Here is a 23438-nt window from a genome sequence, read left to right as displayed (position 1 = left end):
GCCGCCCCCCGCCCACCTGCCCGTCCCAAACAAAGCCGTATCCGGTGTCGTGTCCCCTGCAAAGACCGCCCTCGGGCTCTCACATTCGGCCACGGCCCCGGGCCGGGTCCGCCCCGCCCGACAGCGGTGAACCACTGGCCCGACAGGGCGGAGTGCGCTGTGCCCCGCGCCGATGCTGGTTCGCCGCCACGGCGGCTGGGGCACTATGACGAGGTGACTTCCGCCAGGTCGCACGAGGAATCCGGCCCGCTCCGGAGGACGGGCCGGGCAATCGGTCATGCCCTCCACATGCCGTTCACCGGCACCGCCAAGGGAATCCGGAAGGCGACGCACGCCCATGGCGCCGGGGAGTCCGGGCTCGGCAAACTGATCGAACTGCATGCCGTGAACGGCGCGGGCGACGTGATGATCACGATCGCGCTCGCCTCGACGGTGTTCTTCTCCGTGCCGACGGACGAGGCCCGTGGCCGCGTCGCCCTCTACCTCGCCGTCACCATGGCGCCCTTCACGCTCCTAGCACCCGTGATCGGCCCGCTCCTGGACCGGCTGCCGCACGGCCGGCGTGCCGCGATGGCTGGTGCGATGCTGGCCCGCGCGGTGCTCGCACTCACCATGTCGGGCGCGGTCGCCACTGGTGGCCTGGAGCTGTATCCGGCCGCGCTGGGCGTCCTGGTCTGCTCGAAGGCGTACGGAGTCGTGCGCAGCGCGGTCGTGCCGCGTCTGCTGCCGCCGCGTTTCTCCCTGGTGAAGGCGAACTCCCGGGTCACGCTCGCCGGGCTCCTGGCGACCGGAATCGCCGCCCCGATCGGGGCGGGGCTGCAGACCATCGGGCCCGGCTGGCCGCTGTACGGCGCGTGCGTGATCTTCATCGGCGGGACCGTCCTCGCCTTCACGCTGCCGCACAAGGTCGACTCCTCGAAGGGTGAGCGGAAGGCCCAGCTGGTGCCGCCGCACGGCGTGGCGGCCCCCGCGCCCGGGACGAAGGGGAACGGGAAGAAGGGGTCCCGGTTCGGGCGGGGCAAGGAGCGGAACGGCGAGAAGCGGCCCGGTCTGCGGTCCGTGGGACCGTCCGTGCTGAACGGGCTCCAGGCCAACGCCGCGCACCGTGCGCTCTCCGGCTTCCTGATCTTCTTCCTGGCGTTCCTGCTGCGCGAGCATCCGCTCGCCGGGCAGAGCGCCGCCGTCTCGCTCGGCATCGCCGGCGTCGCGGCCGGCGTGGGCAACGCGTCCGGTACGGCGGTCGGCTCCTGGCTGCGGGCCCGCGGCCCCGAGGTGATCGTCGTCTCGATGCTGGCCCTGGCCCTGGGGGTCGCGGTGCTCGCCGCGCTCTTCTTCAGCACGGTCATGGTCGCCGCGCTCAGCGCCACCGCGGGTTTCACGCTGGCCCTGTCGAAGCTCTCGCTGGACGCGATGATCCAGCGCGACGTACCCGAAGAGGTTCGCACCTCCGCGTTCGCCCGCTCCGAGACCGTGCTCCAGATGGCCTGGGTGGTCGGCGGCGGCATCGGCATCGTCCTCCCCCTCAACGGCGTACTGGGCATGTCGGTCGCCGCGGGCATCCTCGCCCTCGGCGCCGCAACGTCCGTACGGGGTCTGCTGGGCGCCGCGCGACGCGGCTCGCCGCACCCCCGCGTGGCATGAGCCGGAGCGACCGATAGCCTTCGGCCCATGACCGTTGCGTTCTTCTCCGGTAAGGGCCGCCGAATCGGCGTCGCTCTTGGTGCCGTGTCCGCGGGACTCCTTGTCCTCTCCGCCTGCGACAAGCCGACGCCGCTCGCGACCGTAACGGTCGGCGGCAACTCGGTGAGCTCCGAGGCGGCCTGCTACAACGACGGCGAGCCCCTCAAGAAGTCCGAGTACCAGAGCTGCCTCAACAAGAAGGCGGAGAAGTCCGTCGAGGTCGCGATGGACGACAAGGTCCGCTTCGGCGTCGACCCCGAGGTCGCGGACAACGGCTGGACCCTGTTCATCAACGGTCAGCAGGCCGAGCAGGAGCCGTACAAGAAGACCTACCGGTCCATCCCGGGCAGCGCGTTCTTCTCCAGCCAGACCGGCGAGACCACGGACAAGACGCAGATCAGCATCGTGGAGACCAAGGGCAAGCAGCTGACCGGCGTCTGGCACTTCGAGCTGAAGAAGTCCTCCTGACGCCCTCCTGACACCCGCTTGACCCCCTCCTGGCCTCGGAGGCTCCCCCCGTGCGTGTGCTCGTCGTGACCGCTGTCCCAGCAGAACGGGACGCGGTCACACGCGCGTTCGGGGACGTTCCCGAAGCGCCGGTGCACTGGGTTCCGGGCGCGGAGATCCACCGCACGGGCCCCTTCGACGTCCTGGCGGGCGGCGCGGGGCCGGGCGCCGCGGCGGCCTCGGCTGCCTTCGGTCTGGCCTCGGACCGCTACGACCTGGTGATCTCGGCCGGCATCGGCGGCGGGTTCGCCGGCGTCGCACCGGTCGGCTCCCTGGTGGTGGCCGACCGCATCGGCGCGGCGGATCTGGGCGCCGAGACCGCGACGGGCTTCGTGCCGGTCACCGGGCTCGGCTTCGGCCGGGTCCTGCATTTCCCTCCCCGGTCGCTGGTACGGGACGTGGCCGCCGCCACCGGCGCGGTCACCGGCGACATCCTCACCGTCTCCACCGTGACCGGCACCGCCAAGCGCGCCGCCGCCCTGCTCGCCGCGCACCCGCGGGCCGCCGCCGAGGCCATGGAGGGCTTCGGGGTCGCGGAGGCCGCCGAGCGCGTCGGCGTGCCCGTCCTGGAGATCAGGGCGGTCTCGAACGCCGTGGGCCCGCGCGACCGGGACGCCTGGCGCATCGGCGACGCGCTGGCCGCGCTCGCCGAGGCGTTCGGGAAGCTCGTACCCGTACTGGAAGGTTGGACCCACCATGACCGACACGACTCCTGACCCGTCGAACCCGCTGCGGATCGCTTTCTCGCCGTGCCCGAACGACACCTTCGTCTTCGACGCCTGGGCGCACGGAAGGGTCCCCGGCGCGCCCGCCCTCGATGTCACCTTCGCCGACATCGACATCACCAACGGGATGGCCGAGCGCGGCGAGTTCGACGTCCTCAAGGTCTCGTACGCGGTGCTGCCCTGGGTGCTCGACGAGTACGCGCTGCTGCCGTGCGGCGGGGCGCTGGGCCGGGGCTGCGGCCCGCTCGTCCTCACGAGGGAGGGGGCGGACACGGACCTGACGGGCCGGACCGTCGCCGTACCGAGTGAGCGTTCCACCGCCTACCTGCTGTTCCGCCTCTGGGCGGCCGAGGTGGTGCCGGGCGGTGTGGGCGAGATCGTCGTGATGCCGTTCGACGAGATCATGCCCGCCGTGCGCGACGGGAAGGTGGACGCCGGTCTCGTCATCCACGAGGCCCGGTTCACGTTCCAGAACTACGGGCTGCACAACCTCGCCGACATGGGCCGGCACTGGGAGGAGACGACCGGGCTGCCGATCCCGCTCGGCGCGATCATCGCCAAGCGGTCGCTGGGCGCGGACACGCTGAAGCGGCTCGCCGAGTCGGTGCGCACCTCGGTACGGATGGCGTGGGACGCCCCGGAGACGTCCCGGCCGTACGTGCTGGAGCACGCCCAGGAGATGGACCCGGCCGTGGCGGACCAGCACATCGGGCTGTACGTCAACGAGTTCACGGCCGACCTCGGCGAGGACGGCTACGCGGCGATCCGCGGACTGCTGACGCGCGCGGCGGCCGAGGGGCTGGTACCGCCCCTCGGCCCCGACGCACTGTCATTCGTCTGAGCTACGCGCTCACCCGAGCTACGCCCGGGATTCAGACATCGAGCTGGTCGGCGACCGCGCGCAGCAGGCCGCCGATCTTCTTGCCGGCCGCCTTGTCCGGGTACCGGCCGCGCTCCAGCATCGGTGTGATGTTCTCCAGCAGGGTGGTCAGGTCCTGCACGATGGACGCGAGCTCGTCCGGCTTGCGGCGCTGCGCGGCCGCGACGGACGGGGTCGGGTCCAGGATCGCCACCGAGAGCGCCTGGTCTCCACGCTGACCTGCGACGACTCCGAACTCGACGCGCTGCCCCGGCTTGAGGGCATCGACGCCGTCGGGGAGCACGGAGGAGTGCACGAAGACGTCGCCGCCGTCGTCGCGGGAGAGGAAACCGAAGCCCTTCTCGCTGTTGAACCACTTGACCTTGCCAGTCGGCAAAGCACGCACCCCATCTCAACCCGTATGCCGGAACAAAGCCTCAGCAGGTCAGGCTATCCAGTGGTGGTGCTCCCCTGCTGGCAGCAGCCTCCCCAGGGGGAGTACCCCTAGTCAAGCCTGGTCATCCGGACTCTGTCCGGAAACGGCGCTTGCTTCGCGAACCGGTCGCCGCAGGTTGACCGCGGGGTCGGCCTCAGGGTTGACCGCTGGGCGGTTCGCCGCTGCCGGGAACTACCCTGACGGGGTGAGTACTACACCTTCTGGCGCAGGTGACCGGCTGGTCCGGATCGGCGCGATCGTCTTCTTCGTCGGCGCACTGTCCACCCTGGCCACCATGGCCCCCCTCTTCCTCGGCACCCATCCGCTCCCGTCCATCGCCTGGTCGCTGTGCATGCTGATGGGCGTCGGCTTCCTGATCGCCGCGGCGGGCGTGATCCGCTCGATCCGGGCGGGCTCGCCGAAGCGGTAGCGCGGGTCGGACACCCACAACCCTCTCTTCCCTGGCGCAAACATCACCAGCCGCGCCGCCCAGCCGTCCCACCGCCGCCTCGCGGAGCGGCGACAGGAGACGAAAAAGGTGGGTCCAAGCTGCTCACCCGGCAGCGAGCCTCGGTCGCCACGGCACTCCGACACCACATTGCGTGTTCAATCCAACACGCGTTTGGCTTGAAGTGCGTTGCCATTGCTATGAACCCCTTGATACAGATGAAGCTCCTGTCGCCAGTGGCACGCGTGTTGCCGGGCGCAGTTGACACAACGTATTCACCGGGGGATGCAGGGGGACGGCATGACGGGGTGGGACATCAGGCCGAGTGGAGTGGAGTCCATTCTGTCGCTGGTGGGTCTGGCCGCCGACGACTTGAGCAAGGACGTCAGGGGCTACGGCGAGAGCGTGCAGGACGCCGCGCTGCACGCGGGGACGATCAGCGGGCCGTACTGCGGTGAGGCGCCCGCCGGACCGGTGGGCGCCGCGGTGGCGAACTTCATCTCGGACACCCAGCACCGGATCAGGTTCATGGCCGCCCGCACGAAGAAGTCGATGGACGGAACGGTCAAGGCCACCACCGAGTACATCGAGGGCGACCTGGCCATGGCCGCCCAGGCCCAGCGCGACGCGGCGAAGGCCCCCACTCCCGCCGAGATCAGGGCGGTCGGGCAGAAGCCCGGCCACCGGGGCGGGGAGTAGCCGACATGATCGAGCCGGGTGGGATACCGCAGTACACGGGTGACTTCGGCCAGTTGGAGAAGGCCGCGTCCAGTCTCCGTACGCGTGCCACGGGCATTCGGACGGGCGGGAAGGACGTCCACTCCCGTTTCCAGGCGACGGCCGCCTATTACAAGGCTCCCGAGGCGGACAAGCTGTTCTCCTCCACCCAGCCTGTGATGGACACGGCGGAGGAGTTCGCGGGGAACATCGAGTCGCTCGCCGACGCCCTGGACACGTTCATCTACGAGGCCAAGCCGCACGCCGACCGGCTCAAGCAGCTCAAGCTGGACGCGATCGACTTCGTCGACGGTGTCCGGGGCGACGACGACTGGACCGAGGACAAGGACAAGACCGACAAGCATCAGGCGTTGATGGACGGTGTGGCGACGGCATGCGAGGGCTTCCAGGAAGCCGAGCGCAACGCCGCCAACAAGATCAACGCGATCAGTCCGGGGGCGTGCCGCCCCGCGTGGATCATCGACGACGGCACCCACGGGCTCGGCATGTACGGCCAGAGCGCCGACACGCTCAAGGGCATGAAGGACCTGCCGTGGGGCAGCCCCGAAGGACGCACCTATGAGCGCTGGAGCCTGGAGTGGTGGGGGCACGGCGCCAAGAGCTGGGCGTGGGACGGCATAGCCAAGGACAGCATCTGGGGCGGCATCGACGGCCTGGGGACCCTCGTCGGCTTTCACGGGGGCGAGGCCCGCGACCAGGCCTGGGACGGTCTGCGACGCACCGCCGTCGGCGGCTACGCCTACGGCATGGACCTGTTCGGACAGGACGAGCACCTGTCCGACTGGCAGCGCGACAGCAAGGCGTACGCGAAGGAGTTCGGCAAGCAGTTCATCGCGTACGACATGGCGAACGAGGATCCCGCTCGCGCCCACGCCGTGGTCTCCTTCAACATCCTCACCCTCGCCACCGGCCCCTTCGCCGTTGCCGCGAAGCTCGGCAAAGGCGGCACGATCGCGAAGGCCGCCGGCACCATGGCGAAGATCGGCGACGCCCTCGACCCGCTCTCCGGCACGTTCAAGGCCGCCAAGGCACTTTCGGACCTGCCCAAGGTCTCCCAGGTCCTGGCCAACGTCAGCGACCACCTCCAGATACCGAAGACCAAGTTCCCCGACGGCGCCTTCGACCTCAGCGACCGTTTCCGGGTCGACAAGGACGGCAACTTCATCCCGCTCAACCGGGACGGCACACCCAACCTGGACCCGGCCAAGCACGAGCCCTCCGCCGCCGAACGGGGCGTCGGCCAACCACATGGCGATCGCGAACCGGTCGGCGTCGGCGGCCGTGCGCCCGGAGCGACCGCCCACGCGGGCGACGGCCAAGGTACAGGAAGCGCGCCACACGGACCGGGAGGTGAGGGCGGCCATGCCGCTGCGGGGCAGCACGGCCCCGGGGATGGTCACGGCGCAGGACCAGGCGAACATTCGGGCGACGGCAGTCACTCGGGCGAAGCTCCGGATTCCAGCCATGGAGATGCGGCGCACGTGGACACCCCAGCGGCAGGGGGTGGTGGAGACGGTCCAGGGCACGCGGATGACGATCGCGGGTCCGACTCCCCCTCCGGATCCGCCGGCTCCGGGCCCATGGAGTTGGGAGGTGAGGCGGAGCGTCAATTCCGCGAAGCAATGCGCAGAATCCCCAATAACAATATTAAGCCCAAGGTTCTGGAGAAGATCGTCACCCGAATGGGCGCATACCCTCAGGGCCGGGAAATTAGCGACATAATCACCTCTGGTCGCCTCTCGCAGACACACAAATTCAGGGACGTTGTATCCATGCTAGGGTCCGGCGTTCGCGGCCAGGATATTCGAGCCATGGACCAGATCCGACTCGGCGATCAGTTCTACAGGAGCGGGCTGCGCGACATCGAATTTGAGATCAAGAACCAAGCTTACAAGGCAGATCTGGACGTTCGGGTGACTGACGCGAACGGGGAGAGTTACGGATACCAGATGAAGCGGCTGGAAAATCCCAAGAACCCATTTGAATCGATCGCGAAGGCGGATCATCTGGGCCAGCTATCGAAGTCGACCGCCGATCACAAGATCATGCTTGTGGACGGACAGGGAACCGTAGCCGAGTGGCATGCCAGAGGAATCCCCGAAGAGCTGCTTCAGGTTCACCGAGGGGAACACGCCCTCAAGAGTGGAAAGGGGCGTGGCATCCTGTTTGTCATCCGGCTCGAAGACGGGACGATCACGATCCCTCCGGGCGCCAAGGCCGACCCGCGAGGTGTCCTGTGATTACAACGAATCCTGTGGGTGGCTGGTCCTGGGAAACCAAGGAAGACAAACCGGGACAGGACCTCGCACTGCGCTGTGGCCGCACAGTCCTCAAGGTGTGGGCAACGATGCACGCTCTCGGCATCGTCAACGGAGACGCAACGGCTGACATCAGTACGCGCGCCGAGGATGACCACGCCGTCTTGTTCACGCGCAAGCAAATACACGCGACCCTGGCCGACGCCGCAGATGACAGCGGGCTCTTCGCCGTCCTGCGGTCGACGGACCTGGAGCGAGTCGGCGTGGTGGAGGTAAACCTGACCACGCCAGGCACCTGCATGCGCAATGGGAAAGCCCACCGGGTCGAGAAACTCTTCGTGATTTCGGCCGAAGAGTGGGCAAGCGGCGCTGGAACCGTAACACTTGACACCTACAGTGATGCCTGGATGTCTCACGATCTGCGCGGCCATCGGCAGCCAGAGATTCAGAAAGAGAATGCTCCACGCCTCAAGGCTGCGCTCACTGCTATTACACGGATGGTTGGAGTTGAGGTCGTTGCCTCGGACTTCACCTCCTACGGAATCCCAACCAAGGACGGGTTCGAAGATCTCCCGGACGAAGACCCTGACATTCTGGATTCCTGGTATATGGCAGAAGTCCCGCGTCGGACCGGGTGGCTCCAGTCATTCCTGCCGCCGAACTCACCTCGCTTTGCGGCAGAGACTGATGCACCGGTCAGCTTCGTCGAAGTGGCTAGAGGTGGACGTACAGTCGGCTATCTCTGGGCAGCAGAGGACGGAGTTGCCGCAGGGTTTGAACCTCGCACCCCGGCCGGTGATGAGGCACTCGACGCCGGACAGGATTGGCTGATGCGCCTCAGCGAAGCGAAGCAGCGCGGGCTGACACCTGCCCAAGCGCTGCATGAATTGGCGTCCTGGCCCGGCAGCACTCGTTCCGGAACCGTTGTGCCTGGGACTCAACAAGAAGCCTCCTCCCTGGAAGACCTGCAGGACCTCTCGGGACGCGAGTGATGTTCCAACACCACGAACAAGAAGTCCGGACCGCTCGCGAGGGCAAACCGGCCTCCCTGCCTCCTGGCTCCGGCTGCACGGAGCGCACATGACCCAGGACGTCATAGCCCTCACCCCGCAGATGCCGGACACAAGCACGCTGCTGGCCGGGCTCCTCGCCGGCGGTCCCGATCTGCTCGTGAACCGGGCGGGCGACGGGTCCGTCGCGCAGCTGTGCACGGCTGCCGGGCAGGCGTTGGTGTCGGTCGAGGCGCCCCGGTACGTCCCAGTGCCGGGCGAGGTCGCCCGGTTGCTCGGACCGGACGTGCGCGCGGAGGCGCCCGTGTGGTGGACCGAGGCGCGGGCGACCAGTTCTGTGGAGGAGGCCGCGCGGCTGGCCGCATCCGTCGCCGGGCGGCTGGTCGCCGTGCACGGGGGCACCGTCTGGCCGCGCGAGGCCGGCCGTACCGACGTCGTGACCGATCTCGCCGACGCCGCCGCGGACACCGTCCCCCTGGGCGTCGACCTGCTCACCGAGAAGGCAGCCGTCGTCATCCAGGGCCGCCCCGTGATCGCTGCCACGACCTGGCTGACCGACGTGGTACGCAACGCGACCCGCACCGAACGCGAACTGCAGATCGTCACCCCGCCCAGCACCCGGCTCACCTTCCCCGCCCACACGCTGCTGGACGGGCTGCCCTCCCGCTGGGTCGTGAGCGACCCCGAGTGCGGGTACTACGACGGCCTCTCCGGAGCCGTACTGCACTGGCACGACGGGCGGTTCACCCACACCGCCGACGACAGCCCCCAGATCGCGGACGCCTTCCGACCCCGACCCGGCACTGAAGGCGAACGGCAACTGTTGATCTCCATCCGTACGGTCCACCCCGCCGACGAGCATCTAGTCCTGGGCGGCGCCCTGGAACAGGCCTGGCGCACGCTCACCGGAGCCCCGCCCGCCGGATGGGCCACCGCCGAGCCGGTCAGCGTTCCTTGGTCACCACGGCAGTTGACCGACCTGGCCCGCACCCGCGCTCGGCAGTCCCTGCCTACCTGGGCCGTCGCGATCGGCACACCCGACCACCCGGCGATCGCCACCGTGCGCACCGCCCGCACCCACCTCGGCGTCGAGGAGCACATCACGCTGGCCGTCGGCTACCGCGCCGATCAGCACGCTCCGGCGGACGCCATGCCCGAGCTGGCCGAATCCCTGGCTGCCAGGCACAACCTCGCCACGATGGTCAGCCAACTGCGCACCGCACGCGCGGATCTGACCACACCGGCCCACCACGAGCCACCCCCGGTGCCCCTCTCCTTCACCCTCGGCCCCCACGCCGTAGCCGACCTCGGTCTCGACCACGCCCGCAAAGCCCTCGCCGACACCGCACCCGCCCACCTCGGCCCGGCCGCCCGACCTGCCCTGCACTACACGCTCGGCGACGGCACCAACCCCGCCGCCTGGCAGCGCCTGCGGCAGATCAACGACCACGTGAATGGCGCCCGTCAGACGGAACAGGCAGGCGAGTCCGTGGTGCGCATGGAAACCACGACGGTGGGTGGCCCAACGCCGCTACGTCAAAGGACCTGACAGCGGGCTTCTGGATGGGGGCCACACGGCACGACTACGCGGGAAATCCTGCGGCTGCTCGACGCCCGCCAGGTACTCGTCCAGCACCTGTCCTCGAAGCTTCCGCTCTACGGCTGCTGCGATGAACGCGGAGAACTCCCGTTTACCCGCCCGGGATCGAATCGCTTCAGCGGTCCCTTCGGGCAGAGAGAAGCTTACCCGCTTCGCCGGTCCTTCGCCGAAGCCGTAAGTCGTCTCGGACATGAGCCCATCCCATCAAACGAGTAGGAATTGAAAACCTCGCTGACAACTTCGCAACCCTGCGCGCCTTCCACTCCGGGACGGTTGCCCTCACCGCCCTGGCGTGGGCGATAAGGATGCGGGCGTCAGCCCTGGCGGTGGCCCTCCTTGAGGGTGCGTACAAGGGCAGCCCAGGCGGCGGGGGTGGTGCGGAGTATCGCTCCGGTGGGGTCGCTGCTCTCGGTGACCTTGACTCCGCCGCCGACATCCGTGGCGACGTGAACGCAAGAGTCGCCCTGGGCGCAGTGAGATGACTTCTGCCAGTGGTCGTATGCGGGCATGGGCGTTCCTCTCACAGCTGCTGACTGATGCGACGGATCGGATTCCGGGTGCTCTCGGGGCCGGATCAGACCCAAGCGAGGCCGGTGGGGGCGTCAGCCATGGGCTCAGTTCTCCTTGAGAGTGCGTACGAGGGCAGCCCACGCGTCGGGAGTGGTGCGGAGTACCGCCCCGGTGGGGTCGGCGGACTCGGTCAGGCTGACCGTGCCGGGGGCGGAGGCGGCTACGTGTATGCAGGACTCGCCCTCGCCGCAGTACGAGGACTTCTGCCACATGTGACTCGACAATTCGGATCCCTTCACAGGTTCTGGGCGACGGCGTGTATCAGGTCTCGCGACCCGGAAACGTCCAGGGCAATCGACTCCAGACGGGCCAGGACCTGGCGGTATTTGTTGAGTTGGGCTTCGGCGTCCAGGAGGACGATGCCATGTGCCTGATCCAGCTGAACGGTGTCCAGCTGTGGCACGGGTCCGTGGACGTAGTAGATGGGCTGGCCCGCTCCTGGGTACGCACCCGCCCTGAACGGGATCACTTGAATCGCGACCCGTTCACGCTCGCTCATGGTCAGGAGATGCGCCAGTTGCTGTCTGGCCACGGTCGGCCCGCCGAATTCCATGTGCAGAGCTGCTTCGTGGATGACCGCACGGTAAGGGGGCGGATCCTCCCGGAAGACGACGCTTTGACGCTTGATACGAAAGGACAGGCGGTGCTCGACCTCCGGAGGAGGAAGAGCGGGAACGACCTGGCGGAATACCTCACGCGCATGGTCCGTGGTCTGGAGCAGCCCAGGCAGTCCGGCTGTATGCGAGGTGCGCAGCGCGGCCCCGTGGTGCTCAAGCTCTGCCAGGTCCAGCAGGCCGTTGGAAAGAATCTCGCGGTACTCCTCCCACCAGCCACGCTTGCGATCGCCGGTCATGGCCGCCAGCGCGTTGACCAACTCGTGGTCCGAGCAGTCGTAGTGGCAGGACAGCGTGCGCACCCGCTCGGCACTGACGCCGTAGCGGCCGGCTTCGATGTTGCTGATGCGAGCCTGGTTGCCGCCAAGGAGCCTGGCGGCCTCGGTCGCGGTGATCCCGGCACGCTCACGCAACCTGCGAAGTTCCACTCCCAGCCGTTGTCGGCGGGCCGTTGGTGTCGTACTGGCCGACATCACTCGCTCCCGTGCCTGGTCACCCACATGAGGGTATCTATAATGCATTCCGCGAACTTCATGGAATGCATTACATGTTGCACTCTAGTGTGTGACCCAGGCCACCCGCCCGGAAGTACCCCGCTCGACGGAGCGGCCTCGTCACCGGGCAACTCGAAGTGCATCCTTCAACTTCCCTCCGTGAACGGAGACTTCCATGGTCGGTTCCACGGTATCCCCGCCCTGGACATACACACTCCAACTCCCGCAGGATCCCCGCGCCCCCGGCGTCGCCCGCGCCACCCTCCGCAACGTCCTACGCGTGCACGGCATGCCCGAACTCACCGAAATCGCCGAGCTGTTGGCCAGCGAGCTGGTCACCAACGCCTACCTGTACTCCTCGGGGCCGTACTCCCTGCGCCTGCGCGACGCCGGACGCAGCCGCATCCGGCTGAGCGTCTGGGACACCGATCCGCACATCCCGGCACCGTTCCGGTGGGGCGCCCATACGCCGGAGGAACTGGCCGAGCGTGGACGGGGGTTGTACCTCGTCACTCTGTACGCGGAGTGTTGGGGCGCGTACCCCATGCGCGGCGGGCTGCCGGGGCAGGGCGGGAAGCTGCTCTGGGCGGAGTGCGCGGCGAAGACGGAAGAGACTCCGCCGTACGGCGCACGGTGGACCCGCCCGACGGCCTGACACCGCAACCTCATGCGACGTCGCGCTGCGGCGAGCGGCCGCCGTGTCAGGGACTGCCCACGTAGGCGGCGACCGTGTTCAGGGCAGCCCGCTTGATGGAGCCCCAGCACGCGCGGTCCGGCAGGCCGCTCCAAGGCCACTTGTCGCCCACCGTGGACCAGACGGCGACGAGCAGCGCGGCCGTTCCCAGCGCGACGGCCGCTCGGAGTCGCTTGGTGCGCAGGACGCCGCTGCCGCGCCTCGCCGCATATTCGAATTCCCCCATGGCCGTGGCCTGGGGCACGGAACTGGCCGGTCTCGATCAGTCGGCGTTTCCGACGCTGGGGCACCTGTTGCCGTTCGCAGACACTGTCTTCAACAGTCGCCAGGTGTCCACGCTGCTCCGCTGGTCCTTCGGTTCGGGGATCGTGTGCTTGATCTGTCGTCTGTGCAGGTAATCGCGGTTACGGCGTGAGCTGTATGCCTTATGCCTTGGCGCCGCTGATGCGGTCCCGTCGCGGCGACCCGGCTGTGGCTGCGCTCCTGACCGCGCTTCAGTTCGTCGGTTCGGCCAGGAGCAAGGCGTTGAGCGTGGCGTAGTCGTATCCGCCTTCCAGGGCGGCGGTCGTGCCCTGGGTCAGCAGTTCGCGGGCCGCTCGTCGCACCAGCCCGTAGGCCGCCTCGGCGATGGCGGATCCCGCGCTGATGCGGGCGACTCCCGCGTCGGCGAGCTCGGACACGGTTGGTGCGCCGGGGCCGGTCAGGACGTTCAGCGGCAGGGGGGCGGATCCGGCGAGCGTCCTGACCGTCGGGGTGTCCGGCGCGCCGAGGACGAAGATGCCGTCCGCACCGGCCGCCGCGTAGGCGCCGGCACGGGTGAGTGTCTCGTCCAGCCATGCCACGCGGTCACCGGGGGGCAGGCGGTGCGTGTCGATGCGGGCGTTGATGAACAACGGGACGCCTGCCTCGTCCGCGGCCCTGCGGGCCGCCGCGATCCGTGCGACCTGCTCGGCGACGGGACGAAGGGTGTCCTCGATGTTGATGCCCACGGCTCCGGCCGCCAGGACGCCGCGCACGGTCTCGCCCACACCGGCGGGGTCGGTCGCGTAGCCGCGTTCGATGTCGGCGGTGACCGGCACGTCGACAGCGGCCGTGATCCGGGAGATCGCGCCCAGTGCCTGGTCCCGGCTCAGATGGTCCCCGTCGCCGTGGCCCAGCGACCACGCGACCCCGGCGCTGGTGGTGGCGATCGCGGAAGCACCCGCGTTCGCCACCACCCGGGCGGATGCCGCGTCCCAGGCGTTGGGCAGGATCAGCGGATCGCCGGGAACGTGCAAGGAGCGGAACAACTGTGCCTTGTCGAGAAGTGTTGCCATGAGCGGCATTGCACCACGTGCGCCCGATCGGCGATCACTGTTTTCTCTGCGCCGTGATCCGGCGGACAGCACTCCTAGGCCGCGTACCCCTCCAGCCACGACGGGAACTCCGCCAGGGACGACAGGACGAAGTCCGCCCCCGCCGCCCGGAGTTCCGTCGCGTCGCACGGGCCCGTGGTGACCGCCACCGACAGGGCGCCGGCCGTGCGGGCGCCGCGTACGTCGCCGGTGTGGTCGCCCACGTAGATGTGCGCGCCGTGCTCGCGCAGGGCCTGACCCTTGGCCTCGGCCCACAGGCCGCCGATGATCGCGTCGGGCTCGATGCCGAGGTGCGCCATGTGGAGTTCCGCGCTCGGCTGGTGCTTGGCGGTGACGACTATCGTCCGGCCGCCCCGCTCGCGGATCGCCGCGACCGACTCCCGGGCGCCCGGCAGCGCGAGGCTGGGGGCGATGGCGTGTGTGGGATAGATCTCGCGGTAGCGGTCGGCGGTCGCGGTCACCACGTCGGCCGGGAACCAGTTCCGCAGCTCCTCGTCGACCGGCGGGCCGAGCCTGCTCACCACCAGGTCGGCATCGATCGGCGTCCCCGTTTCGACGGAAAGCGCCAGGTAGGCGGCCTTGATACCGGGCCGGGTGTCGATGAGCGTCATGTCGAGGTCGAAGCCGACCGTCAAGGGGTGTGAGGGCATGGCAACCATTGTCGTGGGGGTGGGTGGCGTACCCGTCCCCGGAGCGGGTCATCGGGTCCGAAATGGCGGTGCTTAGACTTAGCCAAGCCTTACCTTCGCACCGTTCTTCGCCACTTGTTCTTCGCCACTTCTTCGCCACTTGATTGGGTCCGATGTCAGCCGCCGCACCACGCCGCCCCAGACGCGCATTCGCGACGGCGGCGGCCGTCGTGGCGCTGCTCGTGGCGGTACTCCTCAGCCTGGCCGTGGGGGCCCGTTCCATACCCCCGTCCGAAGTGTTCGACGTCCTGCTGCACGGCGGGCACTCCGACAACGCCGAAGTCATCCGGAACATGCGCGTGCCGCGCACCCTGATCGGGCTGATGGTGGGCGCCGCACTGGCCCTCGCGGGCACGGTGCTCCAGGGCATCACCCGCAACCCCATCGCCGACCCCGGCATCCTCGGCATCAGCCAGGGCGCCTCGGTGGGTGTGGTGCTGGCCATCGCGTTCGCCGGGATCCACACCCTGACGGGGTACGTGTGGTTCGGCTTCGCGGGGGCGGCGATCGCCTCCGTCGCCGTGTACGCGATCGCGTCGAGCGGACGCGGGGGCGCCACCCCCGTGAAGCTCGCGCTGGGCGGCGCCGCCATCAACGCGCTGCTGGTCTCGGTGGTCTCGGCGGTGCTGACGACCAAGGCGTCCGCGCTGGACGAGTTCCGCTTCTGGCAGGTCGGCTCGATCGCCGGACGGGAGGCCGAGGTGGCACAGCAGATCTGGCCGTTCCTGTTGGTGGGGACCGTGCTCGTGCTGTCCGTCGCCCGTGGGCTCGACGCGCTGGCGCTCGGCGAGGACGTCGCGAAGGGGCTCGGGCAGAACGTCGCGACCGTACGGATCGTCGGCGGTGTCGGTGCCACGGTGCTGACCGGGGTCGGTGTCGCGGCGGCCGGGCCGATCGCGTTCATCGGGCTCGCCGTCCCGCACATCGCCCGCGCGGTCGTCGGCTCCGACCACCGCTGGGTGCTGCCGATGGCGGCGCTGATCGGGCCCGTGATGCTGCTGGTGTCGGATGTGATCGGCCGCGTCCTCTTCCCGCCGAGCGAGGTCCCGGCGGGCGTGATGACGGCGCTGATCGGCGTTCCGTTCCTGGTCGCCCTCGTACGCCGGAAGGCGGTGCCCGCATGAGTGCCGAAACCGCGGTCCGGGTGCGGCCCGCCGGGTATCACGTCGTACGGATCGGGGCGCGGGCGCGGTTCCTGCTGCACCGGCGGGCGGCCCTGGTCGCCACCGCCCTCGTCGTGCTGCTGGCCGCCGTCTGTGTCGCGTACCTCTGCGTCGGCGAGAGCTTCGTCGCGCCCGGCGAGGTCGTGAAGGTGGTGCTGGGGCAGCCGTCCCCGGACGAACTGGTCGTCGGCACGCTGCGGCTGCCGCGGATGACCGTGGGGCTGCTGGTCGGTACGGCCTTCGGGATCGCCGGAGCGCTGATCCAGACCGTCGCCCGCAATCCCCTCGCAAGCCCCGACATCATCGGCATCAGCCAGGGCGCGAGTGCGCTCACGGTCGGCGCGATGACCTTCGGCATCACCTCGTACACCGTGCTGCCGTACCTCTCCGTCATCGGCGGGGTGGCCGCGGCGGCGCTCGTGTACGTCTTCGCCTGGCGCGGCGGGCTGCACGCCACCCGCTTCGTCCTCATCGGCATCGGCTTCGCCATCGCGCTGCGCTCGGTGACCACGCTGTTCCTGACGAAGGGCGACTACCTGGTCGCCCAGCAGGCGCAGATCTGGATGACCGGCTCGCTCAACGGCCGCGGCTGGTCCGAGGCCGCGCCGATCGGCTGGACGCTGCTGATCCTGCTGCCCGCCGTGCTGTGGGCCGCCCGCGCCCAGCGCACCGTCTCGATGGACGACGACACCGCGACCGCGCTCGGGGTGCGGCTGGGGCGGGTACGGCTGGGGCTGGTCGCGCTCGGAGTGGTCCTGGCGTCCGTGGCGACGGGGACGGCCGGGCCGGTCGACTTCGTGGCGCTCCTCGCTCCGCAGATCGCCCGCCGGATGACCCGCACCGCACAGATCCCGCTGCTCTGCTCGGCGCTGCTCGGCGCGGTGATCGTGGTGTTCGCGGATCTGCTGGCGCGCAGGCTCTTCTCGCCCACCGAGCTGCCGGTGGGCGTACTGACGGCGGCGGTCGGCGCCCCGTATCTGATCTGGCTGATCATCCGCGGTCAGGGCGGCGGTCGCGGTCGTAGTGGAGGCACAGCATGAGTTCGACCCCGATGTCCGACACCAAAGGTGCCGGGACGGCGACATCGACCGGCCGGCTCGCCGCGCGGGGGCTGACGCTCGCGTACGAGGACCGCACCGTCGTCGACACCCTGGACCTCGACGTGCCGGACGGCCGGGTCACGGTCATCGTCGGCCCGAACGCCTGCGGCAAGTCGACCACCCTGCGCGCGCTCGGCCGGCTCCTCAAACCGCGCGGCGGGGCCGTGCTCCTCGACGGCACCGAGCTGTCGAAGATCCCCACCCGGAAGATCGCCCAGTCGATCGGACTGCTGCCGCAGACCCCGGTGGCCCCGGAGGCGATCACCGTCACCGACCTCGTCGCCCGCGGGCGTCAGCCGCACCAGCACTGGTGGCAGCAGTGGTCGGAGGAGGACGAGCGGGCGGTGACGGACGCGATGGAGCGTACGGACATCACCGCGCTCGGCGACCGGTCCGTGGACGAACTGTCCGGCGGTCAGCGCCAGCGGGTCTGGATCGCGATGGCGCTCGCCCAGGAGACCGATCTGCTGCTGCTCGACGAGCCGACCACGTACCTCGACATCGCGCACCAGGTCGAGGTACTGGACCTGGTGCGCCGACTCACCGCGCCGGCGGCGGACGGCACCCGCGGCCGGACCGTCGTCACCGTGCTCCACGACCTCAACCAGGCCGCCCGGTACGCGGACCACCTGGTCGCCATGAAGGCAGGCCGGATCGTCGCCGAGGGCCGCCCGGAGGACATCGTCACGGCCGCTCTCGTACGCGAGGTCTTCGGCCTGGAAGCGGTGATCGTCCCGGACCCGGTGACCGGTTCGCCGCTCGTTGTGCCGGGCGCTCCGTGGCGGGCCGAACCGGCTTCGTGAACCCGCGCCCCGCTCCCGGTCGCCCCGGCGCTCACGCGACCGACGACCACCCCCATCCCTACGAAAGGCACCCCATGGCCATCTCCCTCCGCCGCCGCGGCCTCGCTCTCGGCGCTCTCTCCCTGGCCGGCGCGCTCACGCTCTCCGCCTGCGGATTCTCGGAGTCCGGCGGGAGCGCCAGCGGCTCCTCCGACTCCGCGAGCGCCAAGACCCACACCGTCAAGACGGCCATGGGCGACGTCAAGGTCCCCGTGAGCCCCAAGCGCGTCGTGGTCCTCGACACCGGTGAGCTGGACTCCGCGCTGACCCTCGGCGTGCAGCCCGTCGGCGCGACGCACTCGGCGTCGGAGGACAGCTTCCCCTCCTACCTGCCCGCGGACCGGACGAAGGGCATCGAGGAGGTCGGCGAGATCGCCAACCCCAACCTGGAGACCGTCGCCTCGCTGAAGCCGGACCTGATCCTCACCAGCAAGGTGCGTGACGGCGACCGCTACGAGCAGCTGAAGGCGATCGCCCCCACCGTGATGACGGAGTCCACCGGAACGGCCTGGAAGGAGAACTTCCAGCTGCACGCGGAAGCGCTCGGCAAGCAGGCCGAGGCGAAGAAGGTCGTCGCCGACTACGACGCCCATGTCGCGAAGGTGACCGAGGCGGTCGGCGGCAAGGAGAAGGCCGCCGACACCGACGTCAACTTCGTCCGCTTCGTCGAGGGCGCCGACATCCGCATCTACGGCAAGCAGAACTACATCGGCTCGATCCTCGCCGACCTCGGCATGGGCCGCCCCGCGATCACCGACAAGGCCAAGGACGGCTTCTCGTACGACGTGTCGCCCGAGAAGATCGACCTGGCGGACGCGGACGTCGTCTTCACGTCGACGTACGGCGACCCGGCGAAGGCCGGGACGACCAAGACGATGAACAGCGGCCTGTGGAAGGGGCTGAAGGCGTCCAAGGACGGCAAGGTCTTCAAGGTCGACGACCGGCTGTGGATCGCGGGCATCGGCTACACCGCCGCGGACAAGATCCTCGACGAGTTCCAGGCCAAGATGACCGGCTGACATTCCGAATGAAGCCGACCGGCCGACGTTACGAATGAGGCCGACCGGCCGATGCTTCAGGCGAAGCCGACCGACTGGCGCTTCAAACGAAACCGACCGGCCGACGCCCGGCCGTCACGACCGTGGCCTCCGCGATCTCCACACCAGGTAGAGCGCGGAGGCGACGGCCGCCCCCCGCACCACCCACGGCCACATCTGGCCGATCGCGTCACCCATCTGCCCGGTTCCGATGGGCTCGCCCCACCGGCCGTCGCTCCTGCCCCACAGCCAGACCAGAGCGCCCGCCGCGACCACGCCCGGCAGCCCCATCGCGGCCCACTTCGCCTCCGCGCGGGACAGCGTGCGCGAGCTGTACGCCAGGAGCCAGCCACCCGCCAGGGCCAGCCAGGACCCCGTCACGGCGCCCGCCACCAGCAGCACGGCGGCGAGCAGCAGCAGCGGGTGGGAGAACCCGTGGCCGCCCGCCCCGTCCTCGCGCGGCGCACGGCGGCGAAGCTGCGGAAGCCGACGGCGCCGCGGCGCCGACTCCTCCGCTTCCTCCTCGGTATCGGGCTCCTCGTCCGGCTCCTCGTCCCCCGCCGCGCGCGGGCGCGGCACCGCGCCCCGGGACGGCGGCGGCCTCATCATGTCCGGGATCTCGACACCGCCGACGAACCCCGGCACATCGACCCCGGCGTCGGACGGCCCCGGCTCGATCCGCCACCAGTCGGGCTCGCTCCCCGACGGCCCCAGCTCGTCCGTACCGGCCATGTGCGGCGGCGAGGGCACCCGGCCGCCCACCGCTTCCGGCGTACCGGATCCGGGCTCCTCCGGCACACCGGAGCCGGACTCCCGCGCCTGCGACGCGCCCTTGCCGGAACTGTCTTTCCGGAGCATCCCCTTGCGCGGACGGGGGATTCCGCGCCCCTCTTCCGGTACGGCTTCCGTCCGCTCGGGCCGCTCCGGCAGCTCCACCGTGCCGTCGCCCGACGTGGCCGCGGCGGCCACCAGTTCGCCCGGTGTACCGAGCCGCCCGATGATGCGGCGGACCGCCGCCGGACTGTCCCCGGACTGCTTTCCGCGCTGCCGGTCGATCTCGCCCCGGAGCGTCGACACGAGCCTCATCCGGGCGGCCGAGGACAGCTGTTGCTGCTGTGCCAGGTCCCCGACCCGGCTCAGATAGTCGTAGACCAGCTGGTCGCTCTCGATCCCCACGCGATCGTTCCCCTCTACCGCCCTGCACCGACCGTAGCGCCCTCAGAGCCTGCCGGGTGGCCTCCGACCGGGCGGCCACGCCCTGGCACGCACTCCCCCAAGGCCTCAAGGGCCAGGGGGGACCCCCCTCCGCGTTGTCGTCGGTCGCCAACGCTCCGCGTTGACTCCCTCCTCCGCCTTGGAATCGCACGCACCAGACCGCGTCCGCTATCCGATCGGAGGCCACTCGACAGGCCCTCGGGCCTGTCCGGAGCGACTACCGTGGGACGGATGGGGATGACCACACCACCGCGGACGCTCGCCGAAGCGCTCCGGGCCCGGGACGACGAGTCGTTGGCCGGGCTGCTGCGCGCCCGCCCCGATCTCCTCAACCCGGTGCCGGGCGACATCACCCAGCTCGCGACGAGGGCCGGCACCCGCGCCTCCGTCATACGCGCGCTGGAGCACCTCGACAAGTTCGCCCTGCAGACCGCCGAGGCGCTCGCGGTGGCCGCCGACCCCGCCCCGTACGAGACGCTGCTCGGCCTGCTCACCGGCGACGGCCGGGAAGACGGCGAGCACCGCGACGACGCGGACGCGGCGATCGCGGACGCACTGCCCGGCGCCCTGGCCACGCTGCGCGAACAGGCCCTCGTCTGGGGCGAGGACGAGCGGCTGCGGCTGGTGCGCACGGCGCGCGAAATCCTCGCGCCGTCCCCGCAGCACGCCTCCCCCACCGGTCTCGGGCCGACCGTCGCCGAGGCGACCTCCGGCATGTCCCCGGGCCGCCTCCAGGAGATCCTGGCCGCCGCCGGGCTGCCCGCCACCCACGACCCGGTCTCCGCAGTGACGTCCCTGTCCGCGCTCTTCACCGACCGGGCCAGGATGGGCGAGTTGCTGGACTCCGCCCCGGCCGAGGCCCTGTCCGTACTGGACCGGCTGGTGTGGGGGCCGCCGTACGGGGAAGTGACGCCGAACCCCACCCCGCCCGTGAAGTGGCTCCGCGACCACGGGCTGCTGCTGCCCGTGTCGACCCGCACCGTGGTGCTGCCCCGCGAGGCCGCCCTGCATCTGCGGGCCGGGCGCGCCCACCGCGTACCGGAACCGCGGCCGCCGGCCGTGGAGGCGGTCGCCAATCGCGATCCACAGGCTGTGGACAGCGCCGCGGCCGGCCAGGCGTTCCTGGCGGTGAACACCGTCGAGGAGCTGCTGAAGAGCTGGAACGGCGGCGGCCCCGCGATACTGCGGGCCGGCGGACTCAGCGTCCGCGAGCTGAAGAAGACCGCCACCGCCCTGGAGGTCCCCGAGCAGGTCGCCGCCTTCTGGGCCGAACTCGCCTACGCGGCCGGGCTGCTGGCCTCCGACGGGGAGGCCGACGAACGCTACGCGCCGACGCCCGCGTACGACGACTGGGCCGAACTCCCCGCCCAGGAACGCTGGGCGGCTCTCGCCACCGCCTGGCTCTCCGCCACCCGCACCTCCGGCCTGGTCGGCGGCCAGGACGCCAAGGGCCGGGCCCTGTCCGCGCTGGGCCCCGAGCTCGACCGCTCCGCCGCCCCGGAGGTGCGCCACCGGGTCCTCGCCCTCCTCACCGACCTGGAACCCGGCACCGCCCCCGACCCGGAGACCGTCCTCGCCCGGCTGCGCTGGGAACGCCCCCTGCGCGGCGCCTCCGCCTCCGCCGGGGACACCACCGATCTGCGGTCCCTGATCGCCCTGTGGACGCTCAACGAGTCCGAGCTCCTCGGCATCACCGGCCGCGGCGCGCTCGCCACGCACACCCGCGCCCTGCTCGACGCCGGACCGGCCGAGGCCGCCGCGCTGCTCGCGCCCCTCATCCCGGAGCCGCTGGACCACGTCCTGCTCCAGGCCGACCTCACGGCCGTCGCCCCCGGCCCGCTGGAACGCCCCCTGGCGGACATGCTCTCCGCCCTCGCGGACATCGAGTCGAAGGGCGGCGCGACGGTCTACCGCTTCACCCCCGGCTCCGTGCGCCGCGCCCTGGACGCCGGGCAGTCCGCGGCCGACCTGCACGCGTTCCTCGCCGCCCACAGCCGCACGCCCGTCCCGCAGCCGCTCAGCTACCTCATCGACGACGTCGCCCGCCGCCACGGCCATCTGCGGATCGGCGCCGCCTCCTCGTACGTGCGCTGCGACGACGAGGCCGTGCTGAACGAGATCCTCGCCGACAAGCGCTCGGCCACCCTGCGCCTGCGCCGCCTCGCGCCGACGGCCCTGGCCGCCCAGGTCGACCCGGCGTCCCTGCTCGAAGGGCTGCGCGAGATGGGCTACGCCCCGGCCGCCGAGTCCGCCGAGGGCGACGTCCTGATCACCCGCGCGGGCGCCCGCCGCACCCCGCCCCGCACGGCCCCCGTCCCCGTGCCCGAGGGCCCTCCGGTGCCGGACGCCACGCTGCTCGGCGCGGCGGTACGGGCGATCCGCGCCGGGGACACGGCCGCCACGGTGGTCCGCAAGGACACCCCGGAATCCCCCGGCGCCCCCGCGGCCGCGCCCGGCTCGCTGCCCCGTACGACCTCCGCCGAGACCCTCGCCACCGTCCAGGCCGCCGCGATGACCGGCTCGGCGCTCTGGATCGGCTACGTGAACGCGGACGGCGCCGCCAGCCAGCGGGTCATCGCCCCGGTCAGGGTCGAGGGCGGCTTCGTCACGGCGTACGACCACACGGCGGACGAGGTCCGCACGTACCCGCTGCACCGCATCACCGGCGTCGCCGAACTGGCCGACGACACCACGGCCTGACCCTCAGCGCGTCCCCGTCCCCGTCCTCATCGGCCACCGCCGGGCGCGGCAGTGCGTCCGAATCGGGGGCGGGCCGGCCGATCGAAGGGCACACTCTGACGTGTCCACGACGCTGGAGGGGGATGTCATGCGGCGCACCGATGCGGCCAGACAACTGGGGGGATTCGTCCGTGAACACCGTACCGACGGGGGCAGACGGCTGCGGCACGCCGGAATCATGCTCCTCGTCGGAGCGGCGGGCATGGCTTCCGGGGTGCCGGTGACCGTCGCGTCGATCGGCACCACCGACGGGGCTCCGGAGCTGGCCGGCCTGCTGCTCGGCGTCGGGCTGGTGGGGCTGGGCCTCGGCATCTGGCGGCTGGTCCAGGGGTTCCGTACCCGTGAGCAGAGCTTCGACATCCACGAGCGGGGGCTGACCCACCGCGTGGCGGGCACCGCCACTCTGATCCCGTGGCAGGACATCGCGTCCGTCGGCGGGCGCGGCGAGGACGGCCGGCCGCTGGCCGAGGCCCGCGGCATGGGTTTCACCTGCGACATCACTCTGACCGACGGACGCAGGATCCGCGTCGACACCTTCACCGAGGACGCCCGGCAACTGGCAGAGACCGCCCACCGCGCCGTACACCTGGGTCAGCTCCCCGAAGGACGCGGCCGCCGCCGGGCGGACTGACGGACGGGCCCCGCACCCAGCACAACCGCGCCCG

24 protein-coding genes and 1 pseudogene are annotated in these 23438 nt (G+C 70.5%); 16 read left to right on the top strand and 9 right to left on the bottom strand.

Going from position 1 to position 23438, the window contains the following annotated elements; translation table 11 throughout:
* The first annotated feature begins 213 nt into the window (after positions 1 to 213).
* The 4 genes from OG978_RS22885 to OG978_RS22870 are packed head-to-tail and all read left to right on the top strand — an operon-like array spanning position 214 to position 3753.
* Positions 214 to 1641, top strand: a complete 1428-nt coding sequence (locus OG978_RS22885) for an MFS transporter (RefSeq protein ID WP_326767005.1) — start codon at positions 214 to 216, stop codon at positions 1639 to 1641.
* Between the two features lie 27 nt (positions 1642 to 1668).
* Complete coding sequence (locus tag OG978_RS22880; RefSeq protein ID WP_326767004.1) at positions 1669 to 2148, top strand: DUF2771 domain-containing protein; 480 nt, start codon at positions 1669 to 1671, stop codon at positions 2146 to 2148.
* Positions 2149 to 2198: 50 nt separating this feature from the next.
* Positions 2199 to 2903: a futalosine hydrolase gene (locus tag OG978_RS22875; protein ID WP_326767003.1), complete on the top strand. Its 705-nt coding sequence runs from the start codon at positions 2199 to 2201 to the stop codon at positions 2901 to 2903.
* On the top strand, positions 2884 to 3753 hold the full coding sequence (locus OG978_RS22870) for a 1,4-dihydroxy-6-naphthoate synthase (protein WP_326767002.1): 870 nt from the start codon (positions 2884 to 2886) through the stop codon (positions 3751 to 3753). Before OG978_RS22875 ends, OG978_RS22870 begins: the two co-directional genes overlap by 20 nt.
* A 31-nt stretch (positions 3754 to 3784) precedes the next feature.
* Here OG978_RS22870 and OG978_RS22865 read toward each other — a convergent pair whose 3' ends face one another.
* The gene (locus OG978_RS22865; RefSeq protein ID WP_072485776.1) at positions 3785 to 4168 is read right to left on the bottom strand and encodes a cold-shock protein; all 384 of its coding nucleotides are present in this window, start codon (positions 4166 to 4168) and stop codon (positions 3785 to 3787) included.
* A 244-nt stretch (positions 4169 to 4412) separates the two neighbouring features.
* Here OG978_RS22865 and OG978_RS22860 point away from each other — a divergent pair, with 244 nt between their 5' ends.
* The 5 genes from OG978_RS22860 to OG978_RS22840 all read left to right on the top strand — a co-directional run bounded on the left by OG978_RS22860 (position 4413) and on the right by OG978_RS22840 (position 10210).
* On the top strand, positions 4413 to 4637 hold the full coding sequence (locus OG978_RS22860) for a hypothetical protein (RefSeq protein WP_326767001.1): 225 nt from the start codon (positions 4413 to 4415) through the stop codon (positions 4635 to 4637).
* 303 nt (positions 4638 to 4940) lie between these two features.
* Positions 4941 to 5354, top strand: coding sequence for a DUF6507 family protein (locus tag OG978_RS22855; protein WP_326767000.1), 414 nt, complete (start codon positions 4941 to 4943; stop codon positions 5352 to 5354).
* 5 nt (positions 5355 to 5359) lie between these two features.
* Positions 5360 to 7633, top strand: a complete 2274-nt coding sequence (locus tag OG978_RS22850; RefSeq protein ID WP_326766999.1) for a hypothetical protein — start codon at positions 5360 to 5362, stop codon at positions 7631 to 7633.
* Positions 7630 to 8643: a hypothetical protein gene (locus tag OG978_RS22845; protein ID WP_326766998.1), complete on the top strand. Its 1014-nt coding sequence runs from the start codon at positions 7630 to 7632 to the stop codon at positions 8641 to 8643. Before OG978_RS22850 ends, OG978_RS22845 begins: the two co-directional genes overlap by 4 nt.
* 88 nt (positions 8644 to 8731) lie before the next feature.
* A complete protein-coding gene (locus tag OG978_RS22840) occupies positions 8732 to 10210 on the top strand; it encodes a DUF6177 family protein (RefSeq protein ID WP_326766997.1) in 1479 nt (492 codons plus the stop codon).
* 365 nt (positions 10211 to 10575) lie between these two features.
* Here OG978_RS22840 and OG978_RS22835 read toward each other — a convergent pair whose 3' ends face one another.
* The 3 genes from OG978_RS22835 to OG978_RS22825 form a co-directional block, all read right to left on the bottom strand.
* Positions 10576 to 10770, bottom strand: coding sequence for a DUF397 domain-containing protein (locus tag OG978_RS22835; protein ID WP_326766996.1), 195 nt, complete (start codon positions 10768 to 10770; stop codon positions 10576 to 10578).
* A gap of 105 nt (positions 10771 to 10875) precedes the next feature.
* Positions 10876 to 11055, bottom strand: a complete 180-nt coding sequence (locus OG978_RS22830) for a DUF397 domain-containing protein (RefSeq protein WP_326766995.1) — start codon at positions 11053 to 11055, stop codon at positions 10876 to 10878.
* Positions 11056 to 11066: 11 nt separating this feature from the next.
* Positions 11067 to 11918, bottom strand: a complete 852-nt coding sequence (locus OG978_RS22825; RefSeq protein ID WP_326766994.1) for a helix-turn-helix domain-containing protein — start codon at positions 11916 to 11918, stop codon at positions 11067 to 11069.
* Positions 11919 to 12114: 196 nt separating this feature from the next.
* Between OG978_RS22825 and OG978_RS22820 the strand changes: the two genes are divergently transcribed.
* Positions 12115 to 12594 carry an ATP-binding protein gene (locus OG978_RS22820; RefSeq protein ID WP_326766993.1) on the top strand — a complete coding sequence of 160 codons (480 nt, stop codon included), beginning with the start codon at positions 12115 to 12117 and terminating at the stop codon, positions 12592 to 12594.
* 46 nt (positions 12595 to 12640) lie between these two features.
* Here the strand turns inward: OG978_RS22820 and OG978_RS22815 are convergent, their stop codons facing one another.
* The 4 genes and pseudogenes from OG978_RS22815 to OG978_RS22800 form a co-directional block, all read right to left on the bottom strand.
* Positions 12641 to 12859: a hypothetical protein gene (locus OG978_RS22815; protein ID WP_326766992.1), complete on the bottom strand. Its 219-nt coding sequence runs from the start codon at positions 12857 to 12859 to the stop codon at positions 12641 to 12643.
* Positions 12860 to 12970: 111 nt separating this feature from the next.
* Positions 12971 to 13060: pseudogene (locus tag OG978_RS22810) on the bottom strand (IS5/IS1182 family transposase); the annotation flags it as partial.
* A 67-nt stretch (positions 13061 to 13127) separates the two neighbouring features.
* Positions 13128 to 13949, bottom strand: coding sequence for an isocitrate lyase/PEP mutase family protein (locus tag OG978_RS22805; RefSeq protein ID WP_326766991.1), 822 nt, complete (start codon positions 13947 to 13949; stop codon positions 13128 to 13130).
* A 74-nt stretch (positions 13950 to 14023) separates the two neighbouring features.
* Positions 14024 to 14638 (bottom strand): HAD family hydrolase, encoded by a 615-nt coding sequence (locus tag OG978_RS22800; RefSeq protein ID WP_442817735.1) that lies wholly within the window; start codon positions 14636 to 14638, stop codon positions 14024 to 14026.
* A 152-nt stretch (positions 14639 to 14790) separates the two neighbouring features.
* Here OG978_RS22800 and OG978_RS22795 point away from each other — a divergent pair, with 152 nt between their 5' ends.
* From OG978_RS22795 to OG978_RS22780, 4 genes are all read left to right on the top strand, one after another.
* Positions 14791 to 15801 carry a FecCD family ABC transporter permease gene (locus OG978_RS22795; RefSeq protein WP_326766989.1) on the top strand — a complete coding sequence of 337 codons (1011 nt, stop codon included), beginning with the start codon at positions 14791 to 14793 and terminating at the stop codon, positions 15799 to 15801.
* The gene (locus OG978_RS22790) at positions 15798 to 16880 is read left to right on the top strand and encodes a FecCD family ABC transporter permease (protein WP_326766988.1); all 1083 of its coding nucleotides are present in this window, start codon (positions 15798 to 15800) and stop codon (positions 16878 to 16880) included. Before OG978_RS22795 ends, OG978_RS22790 begins: the two co-directional genes overlap by 4 nt.
* On the top strand, positions 16877 to 17743 hold the full coding sequence (locus tag OG978_RS22785) for an ABC transporter ATP-binding protein (protein ID WP_326766987.1): 867 nt from the start codon (positions 16877 to 16879) through the stop codon (positions 17741 to 17743). Before OG978_RS22790 ends, OG978_RS22785 begins: the two co-directional genes overlap by 4 nt.
* A 74-nt stretch (positions 17744 to 17817) precedes the next feature.
* Positions 17818 to 18801, top strand: coding sequence for an ABC transporter substrate-binding protein (locus OG978_RS22780; protein ID WP_326766986.1), 984 nt, complete (start codon positions 17818 to 17820; stop codon positions 18799 to 18801).
* Between the two features lie 114 nt (positions 18802 to 18915).
* Here the strand turns inward: OG978_RS22780 and OG978_RS22775 are convergent, their stop codons facing one another.
* Entirely contained in the window at positions 18916 to 19995 is a 1080-nt protein-coding gene (locus OG978_RS22775; protein WP_326766985.1) for a hypothetical protein, read from the bottom strand.
* A gap of 270 nt (positions 19996 to 20265) precedes the next feature.
* Here OG978_RS22775 and OG978_RS22770 point away from each other — a divergent pair, with 270 nt between their 5' ends.
* Entirely contained in the window at positions 20266 to 22734 is a 2469-nt protein-coding gene (locus tag OG978_RS22770; RefSeq protein ID WP_326766984.1) for a helicase C-terminal domain-containing protein, read from the top strand.
* 127 nt (positions 22735 to 22861) lie between these two features.
* Positions 22862 to 23404 carry a hypothetical protein gene (locus tag OG978_RS22765; protein WP_326766983.1) on the top strand — a complete coding sequence of 181 codons (543 nt, stop codon included), beginning with the start codon at positions 22862 to 22864 and terminating at the stop codon, positions 23402 to 23404.
* Positions 23405 to 23438 lie beyond the last annotated feature (34 nt).

Source organism: Streptomyces sp. NBC_01591 (assembly GCF_035918155.1).
Taxonomy (GTDB): Bacteria; Actinomycetota; Actinomycetes; order Streptomycetales; family Streptomycetaceae; genus Streptomyces.
Note: the sequence above shows the minus strand (reverse complement) of the source record. Positions and strands in the feature narration are given on the sequence as shown.

What these genes read in the sequence shown, in the direction of transcription:
- OG978_RS22835 (WP_326766996.1), bottom strand. Translation starts at nt 10,770, where the DNA reads ATGCCCGCATACGACCACTGGCAGAAGTCATCTCACTGCGCCCAGGGC.
- OG978_RS22825 (WP_326766994.1), bottom strand. Translation starts at nt 11,918, where the DNA reads ATGTCGGCCAGTACGACACCAACGGCCCGCCGACAACGGCTGGGAGTG.
- OG978_RS22785 (WP_326766987.1), top strand. Translation starts at nt 16,877, where the DNA reads ATGAGTTCGACCCCGATGTCCGACACCAAAGGTGCCGGGACGGCGACA.
- OG978_RS22790 (WP_326766988.1), top strand. Translation starts at nt 15,798, where the DNA reads ATGAGTGCCGAAACCGCGGTCCGGGTGCGGCCCGCCGGGTATCACGTC.
- OG978_RS22800 (WP_442817735.1), bottom strand. Translation starts at nt 14,638, where the DNA reads ATGCCCTCACACCCCTTGACGGTCGGCTTCGACCTCGACATGACGCTC.
- OG978_RS22795 (WP_326766989.1), top strand. Translation starts at nt 14,791, where the DNA reads ATGTCAGCCGCCGCACCACGCCGCCCCAGACGCGCATTCGCGACGGCG.
- OG978_RS22770 (WP_326766984.1), top strand. Translation starts at nt 20,266, where the DNA reads ATGGGGATGACCACACCACCGCGGACGCTCGCCGAAGCGCTCCGGGCC.
- OG978_RS22780 (WP_326766986.1), top strand. Translation starts at nt 17,818, where the DNA reads ATGGCCATCTCCCTCCGCCGCCGCGGCCTCGCTCTCGGCGCTCTCTCC.
- OG978_RS22870 (WP_326767002.1), top strand. Translation starts at nt 2,884, where the DNA reads ATGACCGACACGACTCCTGACCCGTCGAACCCGCTGCGGATCGCTTTC.
- OG978_RS22765 (WP_326766983.1), top strand. Translation starts at nt 22,862, where the DNA reads ATGCGGCGCACCGATGCGGCCAGACAACTGGGGGGATTCGTCCGTGAA.
- OG978_RS22855 (WP_326767000.1), top strand. Translation starts at nt 4,941, where the DNA reads ATGCAGGGGGACGGCATGACGGGGTGGGACATCAGGCCGAGTGGAGTG.
- OG978_RS22840 (WP_326766997.1), top strand. Translation starts at nt 8,732, where the DNA reads ATGACCCAGGACGTCATAGCCCTCACCCCGCAGATGCCGGACACAAGC.
- OG978_RS22805 (WP_326766991.1), bottom strand. Translation starts at nt 13,949, where the DNA reads ATGGCAACACTTCTCGACAAGGCACAGTTGTTCCGCTCCTTGCACGTT.
- OG978_RS22820 (WP_326766993.1), top strand. Translation starts at nt 12,115, where the DNA reads ATGGTCGGTTCCACGGTATCCCCGCCCTGGACATACACACTCCAACTC.
- OG978_RS22850 (WP_326766999.1), top strand. Translation starts at nt 5,360, where the DNA reads ATGATCGAGCCGGGTGGGATACCGCAGTACACGGGTGACTTCGGCCAG.
- OG978_RS22815 (WP_326766992.1), bottom strand. Translation starts at nt 12,859, where the DNA reads ATGGGGGAATTCGAATATGCGGCGAGGCGCGGCAGCGGCGTCCTGCGC.
- OG978_RS22880 (WP_326767004.1), top strand. Translation starts at nt 1,669, where the DNA reads ATGACCGTTGCGTTCTTCTCCGGTAAGGGCCGCCGAATCGGCGTCGCT.